The organism is Formosa haliotis (genome assembly GCF_001685485.1).
In the GTDB taxonomy this organism is placed as follows: domain Bacteria; phylum Bacteroidota; class Bacteroidia; order Flavobacteriales; family Flavobacteriaceae; genus Formosa; species Formosa haliotis.
On record NZ_BDEL01000001.1, the window covers coordinates 800,258 to 815,963 of the forward strand.

Annotated in this window: 12 protein-coding genes and 1 pseudogene; 4 read left to right on the top strand and 9 right to left on the bottom strand. The window is 32.9% G+C overall.

Going from position 1 to position 15,706, the window contains the following annotated elements; translation table 11 throughout:
* Window positions 1-126: 126 nt before the first annotated feature.
* From A9D35_RS18285 to A9D35_RS03390, 6 genes are all read right to left on the bottom strand, one after another.
* Complete coding sequence (locus A9D35_RS18285; RefSeq protein WP_083191597.1) at window positions 127-345, bottom strand: glycosyltransferase family protein; 219 nt, start codon at window positions 343-345, stop codon at window positions 127-129.
* Window positions 315-749, bottom strand: a complete 435-nt coding sequence (locus A9D35_RS03370) for a nucleotidyltransferase family protein (RefSeq protein ID WP_083191598.1) — start codon at window positions 747-749, stop codon at window positions 315-317. The genes A9D35_RS18285 and A9D35_RS03370 overlap by 31 nt, the downstream gene beginning before the upstream one ends.
* Window positions 742-1,761 (bottom strand): XdhC family protein, encoded by a 1,020-nt coding sequence (locus tag A9D35_RS03375; RefSeq protein ID WP_066219030.1) that lies wholly within the window; start codon window positions 1,759-1,761, stop codon window positions 742-744. Before A9D35_RS03375 ends, A9D35_RS03370 begins: the two co-directional genes overlap by 8 nt.
* Window positions 1,762-1,848: 87 nt before the next feature.
* Window positions 1,849-2,052 carry a hypothetical protein gene (locus A9D35_RS03380; protein ID WP_066219033.1) on the bottom strand — a complete coding sequence of 68 codons (204 nt, stop codon included), beginning with the start codon at window positions 2,050-2,052 and terminating at the stop codon, window positions 1,849-1,851.
* A gap of 125 nt (window positions 2,053-2,177) precedes the next feature.
* Window positions 2,178-3,467 carry a site-specific integrase gene (locus A9D35_RS03385; RefSeq protein WP_369692141.1) on the bottom strand — a complete coding sequence of 430 codons (1,290 nt, stop codon included), beginning with the start codon at window positions 3,465-3,467 and terminating at the stop codon, window positions 2,178-2,180.
* 530 nt (window positions 3,468-3,997) lie between these two features.
* A complete protein-coding gene (locus tag A9D35_RS03390; RefSeq protein WP_083191599.1) occupies window positions 3,998-5,371 on the bottom strand; it encodes an ATP-binding protein in 1,374 nt (457 codons plus the stop codon).
* A gap of 356 nt (window positions 5,372-5,727) precedes the next feature.
* Here A9D35_RS03390 and A9D35_RS03395 point away from each other — a divergent pair, with 356 nt between their 5' ends.
* Window positions 5,728-7,032, top strand: a complete 1,305-nt coding sequence (locus tag A9D35_RS03395; protein WP_066219041.1) for a DDE-type integrase/transposase/recombinase — start codon at window positions 5,728-5,730, stop codon at window positions 7,030-7,032.
* Between the two features lie 364 nt (window positions 7,033-7,396).
* Here A9D35_RS03395 and A9D35_RS03400 read toward each other — a convergent pair whose 3' ends face one another.
* Genes A9D35_RS03400 through A9D35_RS03410 form a run of 3 tightly spaced genes read right to left on the bottom strand, consistent with a single transcriptional unit; the run spans window position 7,397 to window position 12,967 of the window.
* Entirely contained in the window at window positions 7,397-7,747 is a 351-nt protein-coding gene (locus A9D35_RS03400) for a hypothetical protein (RefSeq protein WP_066219044.1), read from the bottom strand.
* A 3-nt stretch (window positions 7,748-7,750) separates the two neighbouring features.
* Window positions 7,751-12,508, bottom strand: a complete 4,758-nt coding sequence (locus A9D35_RS03405) for a DUF6443 domain-containing protein (RefSeq protein WP_066219047.1) — start codon at window positions 12,506-12,508, stop codon at window positions 7,751-7,753.
* A 12-nt stretch (window positions 12,509-12,520) separates the two neighbouring features.
* Window positions 12,521-12,967, bottom strand: a complete 447-nt coding sequence (locus A9D35_RS03410; RefSeq protein ID WP_141675464.1) for a hypothetical protein — start codon at window positions 12,965-12,967, stop codon at window positions 12,521-12,523.
* A 1,000-nt stretch (window positions 12,968-13,967) separates the two neighbouring features.
* Between A9D35_RS03410 and A9D35_RS03415 the strand changes: the two genes are divergently transcribed.
* The 3 genes and pseudogenes from A9D35_RS03415 to A9D35_RS19085 all read left to right on the top strand — a co-directional run bounded on the left by A9D35_RS03415 (window position 13,968) and on the right by A9D35_RS19085 (window position 15,461).
* Window positions 13,968-14,609, top strand: a complete 642-nt coding sequence (locus A9D35_RS03415) for a type IV toxin-antitoxin system AbiEi family antitoxin domain-containing protein (RefSeq protein ID WP_066219053.1) — start codon at window positions 13,968-13,970, stop codon at window positions 14,607-14,609.
* The gene (locus tag A9D35_RS18855) at window positions 14,606-14,773 is read left to right on the top strand and encodes a hypothetical protein (protein WP_218017717.1); all 168 of its coding nucleotides are present in this window, start codon (window positions 14,606-14,608) and stop codon (window positions 14,771-14,773) included. Before A9D35_RS03415 ends, A9D35_RS18855 begins: the two co-directional genes overlap by 4 nt.
* Window positions 14,758-15,461, top strand: a pseudogene (locus tag A9D35_RS19085) (nucleotidyl transferase AbiEii/AbiGii toxin family protein). Before A9D35_RS18855 ends, A9D35_RS19085 begins: the two are co-directional and overlap by 16 nt.
* Window positions 15,462-15,706: the final 245 nt, after the last annotated feature.

Consider the following 15,706-nt stretch of genomic DNA (forward strand, 5'->3'; position numbering starts at 1 on the left):
GCACAAAATATTCATTAGCTAAAAAATGAAACTATCGTCTCGTTTTGACAAAGTCCTATTTACGCATTGCATCTTTTAAAATTGAAAAAATTAAATAAGAAAGAAATTCAACAAAAAACACCTCGGCTAGATATCGAATGTTTTACTATACAATTCATCATAATCCGATTTTGTATCCAAATCAAAATTTTCCATATCGGGCTTACACCTAATAACGTGAGATGAAAATGATTTTAAAACAGATTGTGCGCCAATATCTTCTCCTAGTTTTCTTAATTCTGAAAAATAAAAAGCATCAAAAATAACAGGAACTCCTAATTTTGAATTGAAATATTCAGATGCCAAAATCTGTTTTTTATTTTTTGAAATGATGCCATCATATCCTTTAGGTAGGAAGGACGTATAAAAGGTTGATCTGCTAATACAATAAGTACAGCATCCACTTTTTCTGAAGACTTACAAATATAATTAACTGCAAACGCAATAGAATTCCCCAACCCTTCTTGCCACGTTTTATTATCTAAGATGGTTACTGGGTAATTAATAATATGTTCTTTTATTAGATTAAAATTAGCACCTAAAACGACTAAAGTCTCCAATGATTCTAGTTCTAAAACAGTGTGCAAACTATGCTCTAAAAGTGTTGTATTTCCCCATGGTAATAATTGTTTAGGACGTCCCATTCTGGAAGACGACCCCGCAGCAAGAATAATAACTTTTAAATTTAGAGATGCATCAACTTTAGGCATGAATATGTCCTGTTTTCTCCCTTAAAGATATAGGGTGCTGTTGCCTTACAACCGATAATATTTCAGAAACAATAGACACAGCAATCTCTTGTGGAGTCTCTGCACCAATATTTAATCCTGCCGGACCATAGATGACGTCTAAAAAAGCTTCATCAAGCATCTCGAATTGAAGTTCTAACACTTCAGAAATTAATTTTTCTCGGCGTTTTACAGGTCCAAGAAGACCAATATATATGGGCAAAGTATGTTTTAACGCTAGCAGATTTCTCAAATCTCGAGCGTAGTTATGTGACATTAAAACTATAGCTGTTAATTTATCTATACACAAGGCATTAAAATCGATATTTTCAAAATATAACAACTCATTAGCACCTGGAAAATCATTTAAAGATTTATGTTCAGATAATCCAGCGACAACCACTGTTTCCCACCCCATGCTATGTGCAAATTTACATAGTTGAACAGTGTCATGCTCGGTTCCAAAAATAATTAGTCGAAAACGAGCAGGCAGGATATCTTTAAATTCCATAAGCTTATTTTCCTCTTGAGGGCAATTATATTTTGAAAACCAATTTTTTTCATCACGAAATAAAAAGTACGAACCATAACTTTTATTTGTACTTACCTCTGTTGAAAACAAAGAAGTAATTTGAATAGGTATCCTTTGTTTTAAATATGACCGAAATTTATTTATTATACTTAAATCTAATGAAAATGGTTCGATTAAAATATATAATATGCCTTCGCAACCTAATCGGTAACGGCCATCATATGTCATAACTTTAGGAACAGCCGTTTTAAAAACCGAGTCGCTTTGCCGCTTTACCTCTTGTTCTACACAACCGCCACTTACGGCTCCTACTATTCCACCGTTAGATTTTATTAACATTCGAACCCCAGGCTTTCTATATGATGAGCCTTCTAAATGCACAACAGTTGCCAATACACAGTCTAAATGCTTTTGTTTAGCATTTAAGTAGGCATCTATAATGTGTTTGAATTCGAAAGTCATGTTTTATAAAAATAACCAAATTATTAAAAAGGAATATCATTCTTTACAATCTCTAAGAGATTGTAAACTTCCCTAAAATAAGAACAACTACTGGCGTTGCGGTAACAAATTTAACTTATTTGAAAAATCTACAGATTTTAAGGTATCTACTTTCATAGCTTGGTTATTACCCTCATTTTTTAGATAATCGTTTTTTAAAACCTCCTTGCTATCTGATTGACAAACCAAGGTTCTAAACACAAAAAAAACCACAAAATACACGACCAAGTGAATTACTCCTATTCTCCACATAAAAAATAATAATTTTATAGTACAAATTAAAAGGTAAATTATAATAGAGATTGACACAATTTTATCTTATTCTTCTTTTAAATATTCTTAATGCCACCTATTCTATGATTGGTAAAACTAACTTTCTAAAAATTAATAATACTTCTATTACTTTCATCCATACTTTCAAACTTATTCAACAACTTATTAAAATCTTCACTAATCTTGCTCTCAACTACTCTTGCATAAATTTGAGTTGTCGATAATTTTGTATGGCCTAATAGTTTTGAAACCGTTTCTATAGGCACACCATTTGATAGCATTACTGTTGTTGCAAAAGTATGTCGCGCGACGTGAAATGTTAGTTTCTTTTGAATGTTACAGTCTATAGCTATTTCCTTTAAATATTTGTTTGTTTTCTGATTCGATATCATGGGAAAAACATAATCTGTTGAATAATCTTTATATTTTTCTATAATTTGCATTGCTTTGGGAAGAATTGGCACCTTAACGGTTTGGGATGTTTTTTCTCGTCTTGTAAAAATCCAATAGTTACCGTCGATACCCTTAGTAATTTGTTTTTTAATTAGATTCTTTTCATCTATGAAGGATAAACCCGTGTAACACGCAAACAAAAAACAATCCTTAACCCTCTCTAATCTATCATTATAATAATGAGTATCTTCTAAAAACTGCAGCTCTTTAGTTGTCAGATAAGCCCTATCATGCTTATCGAACTTTAATTTAATTTTTTCAAAGGGATTTTTTTCAATCCATTCTAATTTAACGCCTAAATTCAAAATCTTCTTAAAACGCTCTAGATGTTTCATTACCCCGTTATTGGCTAATGACAGACTACCCTTTACATTTTTTAAGAGTCGTAAAAAGAATTCAAAATCTGTTACAAAACGATAATTTAATTGTTTCAAATACACATCATCTACTTTTAAACTAGTACTTAAAAATTGCTTTAAGTACTTTTCGGTAGTATAATAATTTTTCATAGTCCCAGGCTTCAAAACATGAAGCATAGTTGTATTATGATACGTTATTAAATCTGTTAGTGTTTTATAAACATCACCCTCCCCTAAATATTTAGCCTTTATAGTTTTTGAAGTAATAAGGTCACCTTGTTCTAATAATTGTCTATGACAATCCAGTAACTTAATATAGGCTTGATCCAAATACGTATTTAAGACAGTTATCTCCTTTGACTTCCCTTTACCTCTACTCTTGGAGCTATCCCATTGACTCAATAAAACATGTCTTTTAAGACTAATTTCCGAGCGTTTTCCATTAACAGTTACTCGTGCATAAATAGATAAATTTTTCGAGTCTGTTTTAGATTTTCTTGTGAAGAAAATAATCGCGAATGTGTTTGTTGTTTGCATCTTACAAAGCTTTAATTGAACATTTGTTTTATGAATGACAAACAAAAATTACCCTTTAAAGTCCTTTAAATGTACAACTATTTGATCTAGAGACGCTTCTAAAAACGACTCACCGAATGACTCACCTTTAATATGATATCTTATGATATTATATAATAGCACCAAAAACAAAAAACACTGAAAATCAATAGATTAACAGTGTTTATATTGCTACTTGAATCAAGTTAGTCGGGGTGGCAGGACTCAATTAAAAATCACAAATATTTAATTTTCAAATACTTAGATTTAACAAAAGAGTACAGGACACGCTATAGGACATATTAAAAAAGATATTTGACATTCACTTATCAAATTTAGCCAAAATAGTATAATAAATATTATTTTCGGTTAGGTGATGGATAAATTATCCTTCAAAATTTTAATCCTATATCATACCAATCTGCTTTCGTGCCATTTTTGTGCCATTTTTGTGCCATTTTTGTGCCATTTAAATATATATATTTAAAAAGTGCTCCTTAAAAACATTTATAATACAAGCAATGTGAATATTTCATTCGTGCCATTTTTGTGCCAAACTATACTTCATAACCCGATACATTAATTACGTATTGTGTATTTTTACTCAACCCTTTTTTCTTTAGAAGATTCAATTCAACTAAAACATCTATATCCCTTATCGCTGTTCGTTTGGCCACCTTAAATTTTTCAACATACACACTACTGGTTATAGAACCGTTACCTTTAACGTATATTATCGCTTGCTTTTGCCGATCATTTAAATCTAAATTTGAAAGATACTTGTCATTATATATATCTTTAAAAATAGTTACTGATACCCCTCCTCCTTTTTCCACTATAAGTGGTTCAATCAATCCGTGATTTTCACATTCTTCAATAACTTTTAATGTGCCTCGCCCCCAAGATTCAATATAACCTCCCTTATAAAAAATATTAGCCATTAATTCATTCCTCGGATAAGAATTATGTTCGATTTTTAAATCCTCAGCAGAAAGTTGTTCAGGTAGGCTTCCTATATTCCATATGGTGATACGGTCATCATATAACCTAATTGTGATTGGTGTAGTTATATAAGTTCTATGAATAATTGCGTTAAAAAGAACCTCTCGAATTGCTTCAAATGGATATTCTGGTGTCTCTATACGACTAAGTCCTTCATAACTAATATTTCTAACTAAATACTTAGCATTTAATATTTCAATTGTTTTTTCTGCTAATTCAAATGCATTGCTTTCTATAACATCTTGAGCAATAAGATCAGTTGGCGAATCTCCAAACTTTCCAATCTTTAGATATGCATTAGTAAAAAAATTAGTAGGTTGTTTACCAAACAATAGAATAGCAGCACGAGTATATTTACCATCATCATTTATTAAATCTAATTTTTTCAGTATCGTTTCTGGATCACTAATATTTTTAATAGATGGCAGCCTCCCAGTTCGCATTGCACTCTGCCTAAAATTCTCAACTGCCCGCATATCAATATCATTAATAGTAACATTCTCTAAAGGAATTTTATCCCAAGTCTGATTGGATTTAACTAATAGAAAATCTTGAAGTGCATTCCCATTTAAAGTTTGTGTTGTACTCCCACTTCTTCTATAGAACTTACCGCGATAAGAAATAGGACTAGAACTTGCAGGAACAATAACCTCAATATAATCCAAGCCCTCTTTATTATGATGATTTACCTCACAAAACAAACCTAACAAATCTCTTATCTGATTTGGTAAATTAACAAGTAATTTTTCGTAATCATCTACTCCAACAATTTCTCCTGCGTCATTTACTCCTATTAATAATTTTCCTCCTTCTGAATTCGCAAAAGCTGAAATCCATTCAAAGTACTCATTTCTCCACGTTTCCTTCCATTCTATATTTTGCTTTTCAAGCATATTTTCTCTTTCAGTTAAATTGGTATTATTTCCCAAAGGTAAATATTATTTGAAGATTAAAGTATTCTATATAACAATGAAATGTTAGTGTTTTTTTTTTGAAGGTTGACAAGATATCAACACCATATTTACATTTACTAATACTTACCAAAACACCCCTTGTTAAAAGAAACCGACCACTACTCTATTACTAAAATGTTTCTTAATAATCCTAAGTGATTCCTAAAATATTTTGAATAGTTAAATTTAAACATATCTATTTATATATATCCAATTCGTATCCAACACAATAATTAGTGATTAAAACTGGGTAAAAAAACATATATACTTGCATTTAACCTTACCAAATCTAAGGTTTTACCTTAACATTAATCGAATTTTAATTCTGAATTTTGGCTTTAAAAAGAATATTTATCGAAATTCAATCTAGTATAAAACGTCAGTCTTGGGACACTTGTGTAAAGCATTATTACAGATTAGGCTTAGAAGAACATATTCCTGAATATTTAACAATTAATATCCCTAGTTCTAATATTTCACGATGGAAACAAGAACCTAAAAGCAAATATAAAGGCTCTGAACTTTCCGAGTTTATCAATCAAGAAATCGATTTAATTAAACGTTTTAACCAATCTACAAAAATTAAAACCGTAATCGAATGTTATTTCAAACTCTCCGATACCATAAACCATATCACCTCTAAAGCTAAGGGGGTTAAATCGCTTATTAAAAACAACATGGAATTGGTGGTTAATTCCGTAGAATCTGTAAAACAGACAATACCAATAAATAAAGCACTAAAACTTTTCAATATCTCTAGAAGTTCCTTTGAAAATTACAAAACAATACTTATTCATAAATGTGAATCCTATTATTATAAATGGTGCTCAAGAAAAATGCCAAATCAACTCTTAGCAAGCGAAGTGCGAACCATAAAAAACTATATGAATCATGATACTTATAGATACTGGTCAAAATCGTCCATTTACTTGAAAGCTATTAGAGATAACGCCCTTACCTGTGGCCTATCCACTTTTTACAAATACTGTAATCTTTTAGGTTTTACTGGTAATAATATCATTGTTAAGCCTAATAATTATAACCCGCTTAAAACGACAAAACCGAACCAGGTATGGTGTGCGGATGTTACTATTTTTAAAACTCATGACGGTGTAAAACACTACATCCATATATTAATGGATCACTTTTCTAAAATGGTTTTGGGCTATCAAATTGAAAAGCACAGCTCAGGAAAAGTTATACGACACCTATTACAAAGTGCTTATCTGAAATACAAACCAAAACAAACCCTATTTTTAACAGATGGTGGTTCTGAAAATGTAAACATCAATGTTAGTTCCCTTATCGATGCCTCATGCGGAAACCTTCAGCATAAAATAGCACAACGAGATGTGTTGTTTTCAAATTCTATGATTGAGGCTTTTAATAAAGTTCTTAAATATCAATTTCTATATCCTAAACAGATTAACTCCCTAAATAAGCTCGAACAAATACTCCATAATGCCATCGAGACATACAATTTACAACGACCACAACTAAACTTAAACGGAAACACGCCTTTTGAAGTTTTTGATAACTCCTCTATCGATTTTAGTACCTATTCTGATACGTTTAAAGCTCAAAAACAATATAGAATAGCTCAAAACAGAAACCCTTCCTGTAAATTATGTTTATAAACCAAGGAATAATATAATATCAAGGATTTAGACTGTATTCAAGTTAATAAAAGAACACTTCCATTATCCTTTTTCCTTACACAAAACCATAAATAATTCATCCTTAACCAATTCCCTTATATGGGACTGCTTATTTTAAAATGTGCTCGGGAATAGCACGGCGATTTGCCCAAAGAAGTGGTTATCGAGGATAAACAGGCACAGGAACAGTTACGGTTGATTTCCGAGCTTGATACCGACGACAGGGCGATTATCTTCAAGATGATTGACAAGATGCTTACCTCTAAAAAGTTCAAGGATTTCTTCAGCAAAAACGTTGCTTCGCTTTAGAGCATAAAAAAACCGTCACTTGGGCGGTTCTTCGTTATCTCTTTTTGAGAGAGATATCTACCGTGTTTTTCTTTTGATAAATTTCTTTCGTTTCGTGTCCATCGGTGTAAGTCTCCGCAGATACTTTCACTTCTACAAATGCTCCTTTGTCAAAATTAACTTTATACATTCCTTCATTATTGGTAGTGACTATTTTAGTTTCGTCCTCTGTGTAACTTTGGTCTGGACTGTTGCCATATTTCCAACAAATTATTGTTACATCAATATTTTTGATTGGCTCATTCGTTTCGGCATTCTGAACAACTCCTTGTACGGTAATATCTTGCACATCTTTATTGCAAGACAAAAAACCTAAAAAGATAAATATCACATAGCAGTACTTCATATCTTAATTTTGATTTCTTGGATAGTTGTTTATCCTTGTATTGATTAATGGCTGTATTGTGTTCTGTGCTTTCTGTTGGATATTTCCGTGAGTAACACCTTTCCCAGTTACGTTTTTATTGATAACGTTGGTTTTGGATGGATTAACCGCACTATTTGGTCCACCGTTGGAACCTGGCGAATCGCTTGAGCCACTATTGCTACTACTGCTTCCGCTACTACCACTTGATGTACCTGACGAAGTTGCTCCTGTTGACCTCGAAGAGCTCGAATTTCCAGAGTCGTCAGTTTGATAAACATTTAAGTTAGTATCTACATTTTCGGGTATATCGGTATTTACAGTTGTATTCTGTAGTGGACCATCAGAACCATCTACCGTAACGAGCAAGTCTACATCTATCCCAGCTTCATTTAAACTTTCTGTTAAATCAACAGCAACATCAACCCCATAGCTATATCCGTAAACCATTACTTGGTCGCCAGCTTCATAATTATCATTTACAAAACTCATTCCCGTACTAACTCCCGATGAAGAGGTTAAGCCTGGTGCTATTATTGTTCCAGAAAACTCTCTACCTGAACTTTGAGCAAAAGATTGAGTATTAGAATAATAATCGCCTGTTGTACCAGCCTTATCAACTGTAGTTGGTTGACCGCCTCCAGTTGGTCCACCGTGGTAGTATATAGCTAAAACCTTTTCTAATCCTTCTAATTCTACAAAAGCAATCGGACTGTTTTCACTAAATGCGTATGGCGAGTTATAAACAAAATCCTCTGCTAATGGGTCAATCTGCCAAAAACGTCCAATTGCTGGGTCGTGGGTACGCCATTTAAATTCAATCACATTTAGTCCAAGGTCTTCGTGTAATTCTTGTCCTTGGAATGTTTTGAGGTTATTTTCTGTTCCTATAATTGTATTGTTGTAACCTTTGTGCTGTAATCCAAATGGGTAATAGTTGGTTTCCTCTAAAATCTCGGTATTTGGGTCAATGGCGCCATTCAAATCAAGGTCGCTGTAACTTAGGCGAACATTGCCTACCAAGTCGGTGTAATTATAGACATAATTATATCCTTGACTTAAATCATTTTCATTTTTCGGCTCACTATATCCTTCGGGGTGATTAAAAAACTTCAATTTTTCGCCATTGAATATCCCTTGGTATATATAATTACTTAAATAAAGAGTATGTATAGGTTCACTTCCTCCATCAACAACTTCTTTTCTAAGCTTTCTTCCTGTAGCATCGTAAGTATAATAAATGAATGTATCGTCTTCGTTGAAAGTTATAGTAACTGGTAAATTTAGATGATTATACGTAATATTGGTTATTCCTTTATTGATATCTTTTAACATATTTCCATTATTATCATAAATATAATCAATTGTAGTATCATCTTCAAATTCCATTGTATTATCATCTACAAACCCATAGCCACTCTTTCCTTCATCTGAAACTATTATAAGTTTATTACTTTCTTCTTGATAGGTATAAGTTAAATCATCCATCATTCCATAATCATATGAATTAGACAATCCAGGATCCTTCTCTATTGCTCCTTTTCTAATTAACTCTAATATATTGCCATTCTTATCATAACTAACATTTTGAAGATTAAATTTAGCTGTATTATCTATTGCATTTGTAATGCGGTTTAAAGCATCATAACTGTACTTATACCATTTTAACCCATTATCTGTATTGGAGGTGCGCCATTCTGTTCCACTTATATTACCATTGTATAATGGTGTACCTGAATGACTAACTCTATTATAGTTAATCTTAAATCCAAACAAATCATTGCCTAAAGTTGTGGGGTTGTTAATCTGTTTTAACCAGCCCCTTATATTGTATGTAAAATCTACGGTTTGTAAACCTGTTGAGTTTTCTATAACTGGGGCTACTTCCCCGCCTACTTTTTTACTTTCTAATTGTCCTAATTCGTCATAAGTGTTTAAAACAATGAGTTCCTCTGGTTCACTGTTAATTTTTTGCTTCTGACTTATTAAACGCCCCATATGGTCGTAACTAAACGAATCTGTGGTCGAAATAATAGGAGGACCAGGAGAACCATCTGAATGATCTGATACAGTTTGCTTTACCTTACCAACAAAATCTAATTCCATTCTAACAACATCTGTCGTTCCTAAATACGTATTAACACTCTTATTGTATATCCCGCGTCCTTTTTCATCGTATCCAATTATTGTAGTATTCCAATTAGATGTGGTTAATACCTTTACTTTACTTACTGTTGCTAGGCCTTTGGTTTTTAATCCTGTGGCTGTGGTTTGTCCCAAGACTGTACTTGGCACACTCATTCCTGCTGTATCCACATAACTATCGTAATAATTTACAGTATATAAATTGGTAATATTAGTATTTGGAAATGCTGAATTGCTGTAATAAACAGTTCCCCCTGACAGATCCCTTCCTTCGTCTTGTCTGGTTTCATACTTGGTAGAAATAGCATTAGCCGCTTGCTGTAAAGCTGTTCTAGATGAATTACTGGAATACTCTCCGGTATACACTACACGACCAAAGACATCATATTTAGTAAACAACCATTTCCCTTGTGTTTTTAAATTTGGATCTCTGGTTAATACAACCTGATCCAGTTTGTTGTAAACAATTTCCTCCCAGTCTAAAGCGGTTCCTTTTCCTGGTATTTTCTTCTCGACCAAACGATTTCGACTATCATACTTATACTGATAGCATAATTCGGACAATACTGTAGCACTAGGTGTTGTTGTATGAGATTCTGACTTTGGAGGTAACACATAAGTTAGATTCCCATAATCATCATAGACATAATAGGTGTCGTGTGGGGTTTCTGTGCCACCAATTGTAGCATAAGTCCGTTTCAATACCACTCGCCCCTGTTTGTCTTTAAACTCCTCCGTAGTGTGATTTTTCCCCGAAGTCCAGTTCTCGTCCTTTGTTATGGTTTTATACAAACTATTTTCGGGATAACTGGATGTACCTCCTATTAATGTCGGAGTAAAATCGCTAGACAAACTAACACCATATAACTTGACCTCTCCGGAAGTATTCGAGCTATAGTCAAATTCTATTTCATGACCCGCTCCTAGTCTCCAACTATCCCCTGGAGCTGCTTGGCGTATAACACGATTCAGAGGTGAGGCTTCTAATTCCTTTTCAGAGTAGGGGTTTGCCTCTGAAATACTACCCCATTCTTCTATATATCTATTATAATAGTAGAGTTTTATATCTGAAGTTACATTTATATCATTATACGCACCTAAATTAGATGTTCGTGAAATGGGTAAATAATCTTTTTCTTGTCTACCGAACTTATCATACTCTAAATGAGTTATAACATCCTCTTGTCCTCCTCCTGCTCTTATACCGATGCGCTGAATCTCCCTTCCTAAACCATCATAATATGTTACAGATTCCATCTTTTCTTCCAAAGACAAACTACTTACGTCTGTTGTAGGTGATCTTGCTATTACTGTATAAACGTAGTTTTCATTACTCAAATTACGCTGAGCGATTTCCGACTGCTTATATGAAAGTACCAGGTTATCTATCCCCATATCGCTGGTATAAGAACTTCCTGTTATTCCCGTAAATCTAAATTTAGTATTAGCTCCTGAAAAACTAGAGAGATCAATCTCCGCCGTATACCATTGATTTCCCTGATTTCCTTGTTTACTCCATAACTCCTCCCAGCTCACGCCGCCATCGGTACTTGCTAAAAACTTGAGGGTCCCCATGGCTGAACCGTACATATGATAATTAAAACTAAAGGTTCCTTGTTCTCCAATGGTGTAGCTTACTGATGTTATTGTTGCTGTTTTTGATGGATAATTTGGTGATGAAGATTCTGTGTAAAGGTATTGGCTACCTCCACTAGCGCCTGTAGGACCTGTACTTGAAGAACTCGTCCCTCCCGAATGAACTGTCCAATCAAAATCTTCATCAGAATCCTGAATCCAGTTACCTAATCCGTTCTCAAAATCTTGAGTTATCGTTGTTAGACCATTCCCTGTAGGACACCCTCCATTGGAAAGAACCCCATTCTCACTAGGGCATTGATCATCGCCATTAGAAACATACCCTAAGGGTTGACTACATGCCGATAATGTATCGTTAGGATCACCTAAACCATCATTATCTGAATCCTTATACCAAGTGTTAGGCTGATTTATGGTATAGCTTACTGTGGTAGCTGTACTCCACTGCCCAGAACTATTATCTCTTGCCCTTAGATAAAATACATTACCTGAACTCCTTGTTATGGACACTGTAGAACTAGAAGTACTTGTGCCTGTTGGACCGCTTTGCCAATAATAAGTCTGTCCTGTTGGAGGCACAGCTCTAGTTAACACCGTATTTCCACAATTATATGTTATGGTAGGCATTGGAGGCGAAGTAGGTATCATCACTATACTGGAAACCGATACCGACAAGTCTCCATAATAAAATCCAAAAGAGCCGTCCCCACTGTAACTTATACTCTGTGTACCTGATGTATTCCATGTTATTGCAACAGATGTTGGAGTCTCAAATCCCTTCTGACCCATACTTACAAACCAATTTGCTGAGAGAATATCTTCTGGCGGACTTACACTATAAATATAGGAAGAATTAACAGAAACGGCTGTAGGGCCATTTACACTCAGCTCATTAGAACCAGGTATTTGTATTTGTGCTTCTAAATATTGTACCACACATACCAATGCTAAAAACAGTAAAATTATTTTTCTTAATTTTATAGTATATATTATTTTATTCATAATACTGCTCTTTTATTGCTTGTTCTGTTTCTTTAGGTACCAAGTGTCCATTAAGCGGTTAACATCGGACGTGTTTTCGCCGAGATTTAAGGTCATGCTTGTTTCATCAATTTCCATCACCTGCTGATTAAACTCGTGACCATCCAGATAAATTAATAGCGTAACCCTGTCTGCCAAGAGCTCCCATGTCCCTTCCTGTGAATGCTCTGAATCTATTCTAATGATATAAGTACCATCTTTAGAAAAAGTAAGCCTACGAGCTCCTATACCCTTTTTTATGGCTTCTTGCTTCTCTGCTTTTAAACTTTTATAATACGACTTAGATTCTTGCTTTATCGCCTTTAGAGTGTTGGGATAATCCAACTTCCAACTACCAAGTAACAGATCGAAGGTGTCATTATAAGCACGCTCTTGAGCAACGCTAAGATTACTAATAAAAAGAAATAGACAGGTGAACACCAGTAAGCGGACTGCTGTGATGGTTTTGATAAACATATGCTTGGTTTTAGGGTTTTGGTTTATTGGTCTTTATAGTGATATTGATTTTTACTTAGTATTTTGAATTCTGAATCTTTAACATATTCTAACCTTCCAAAATCATCATAATCGTAATAAACAGTATTACCCTTGGGATCGGTCTCACTGGTCATACCTATTAACGGATCGTAGGTAGAAATCGTAAACCTTAACCTCTTCCATTTTAGCCGTAGGATTTTTCAGAATTTTTATCCCCTTACATTTATTCTATGAATTTCGATTGCTTTTGAAAATTCCTAAAAATCATCATTATAATAACGACAGGGATATGGTTAAAGATTTTCTACTGAGCGACTACCTTCTTTTGAATCTGGAAAATATTACGGTAATATCAAACCTGTTAACTATTTATTTTTTTCATGATCTAATTTTAAAGTGTGAAACTTATAAACTAATTCTTAAAAACAAGTAAGGTTCTTCCTTAGAATAAGTAAGGTTGCCCCAAAAAACACATTAATAGAACTTAAAACATTGTTTTACACGAAATAAATTCTTAATAAAAATAATCCTAACTCTTACCCTGAAAAGAATTATTAAAGATAATTACGTACAACGAAGTAAAGTAAAATAAAGTAAAGCCCTAAAACATCTATTTTATTGGTTAAAATTCCAATGTTTTAAGACTTAATTTCATTACCAACTTAAATGTAAAAACAGACATTTTGAGCCACTAGAATCAGAAAATACAAACCACATGCTCCTCATTAATTCTCTCTTAACAAATCAATTATAGCACTATAGCTTTTAAAGCTGCTTATTTTGTACCAATTCTCCCAACTATCCAACAGACTTCTACAAATTGACATAATTAACACATATAATCGTATTTTTTCCGATTATATAATACAATTTAGTCACATAATTGCTACTTTTGAATTAATTAATCGGAATAAAACCGATTAAACATAAAAATAATTACATTATGGATTTTAAAACAATGATAAAAGAGTATTCTGAGACTCCTTTATCTAGACATTTAATTCTAGATTTACTTCGTGATTACAAAAGACCTAATGATAAAATCAGCGAACTTATTAAAAGCAAAAAACTAATTTCAGTAAGAAGAGGATTATACATAATTGGACCTGAAAACTATTTACCATCACCAGAACCTTTTTTAATAGCAAATCATCTAAGAGGCCCTAGTTATGTATCTTTAGAATCTGCATTGTCGTATTGGAATATGATACCTGAGAGAACTTATGAAATTAGCTCTGTTACCAGTAAACCATCAAAATTATATAAAACTCCAATCGGCAGATTTAGTTACCAAAACTTAAAAATGCCATATTATTCCTTTGGAATAAAAAACATAGAATATTCACCTAAACAATCCGTTTTAATTGCTTCTCGTGAAAAAGCTCTATGCGATAAAATTATTCTAACACCAAATATTAATCTTAGAAGCATAAAACAAACACAAGAATTTTTAATGGATGATCTTAGAATGGATGCAGAGATTTTAAGCACATTAGATATAGAAATCATACAATTATGGATTCAGGATGCACCTAAAAAAAGTAGCCTAAAAATGCTTATTAAAATGTTAAAAGAATTACGATGATAAAAGAATGGATTGCAGAATATAATCCTCAAAATGAGGAAGAAATATTATCGGCATTACGAGAAATAATGCAAGAAATAACTTTGGCTGGCTTATCCAGAACTGATTTTTTGAGAAAGCTGCCTTCTACGGAGGAACAGCCCTTAGAATATTTTATGCTTTAGATCGGTTTTCTGAAGATTTGGATTTTTCTTTGATTGTACCCGATACTAATTTTTCAATAGAACCTTATTTTAAATCCATATTAGAGGAATTTAAATCTTTAGGACTTACAGTTAGCATTAATGAAAAGAAAAAGACAAAAGTAACAGCGGTCGACTCAGCATTTTTGAAAGCTGAAACAATATGGAAAGAAATTATTCTTGAAGATATTATAAAGGAAACCGGTGTGCGAAGCAACAGAACCATAAAAATTAAAATAGAAGTTGATAGGCAACCTCCTTTAAATTTCCAAACAGAAGAAAAACTGTTACTCCGTCCATTTTCTTTTATGTCAAGTGTTATACTAAATCCAGTTTGTTTGCTGGTAAGTTGCATGCTTTACTGTTTAGAAAATGGAAAAACAGAGTAAAAGGAAGAGATTGGTACGACTTAGAATGGTATATTAAAAAAGGGATTCCATTAGATGTTGGTCACTTTTTAGCAAGAGCTAAAGACACGAATGATTGGCAAGGAAATAGCATCTCCAAGGAAGAAGTGTTGGAACTTTTAAATCATAAAATCGAATCGGTATCTTTTAACAACATTAAAGAAGATGTTGTTAGATTTATTAAAAATGATAGCGTTTTAGCTATTTGGAGTCCTGAGTATTTCAAAGATTTAATTAATAAAATGAAATTTGAAAATATCTAATTAAAACAAAATACTAACAATTATAAAATACGAAGGCAAAAAGACATCGTATTTACAAGAGTTTACCAACGCAGGTGAATTTTAAAACAAAGCTAAAAACATAAACCTTACCATTAATCGGATTTTAATTCTGAATTTTGTATTTAAAAAGAATACTTATCGAAATTCTATCCTGTTAGGTTAGGACGAAAATCATGAACTCTGAATAGCAGAAATAATAATTTAAGAAGGCAGTATCTCATAAA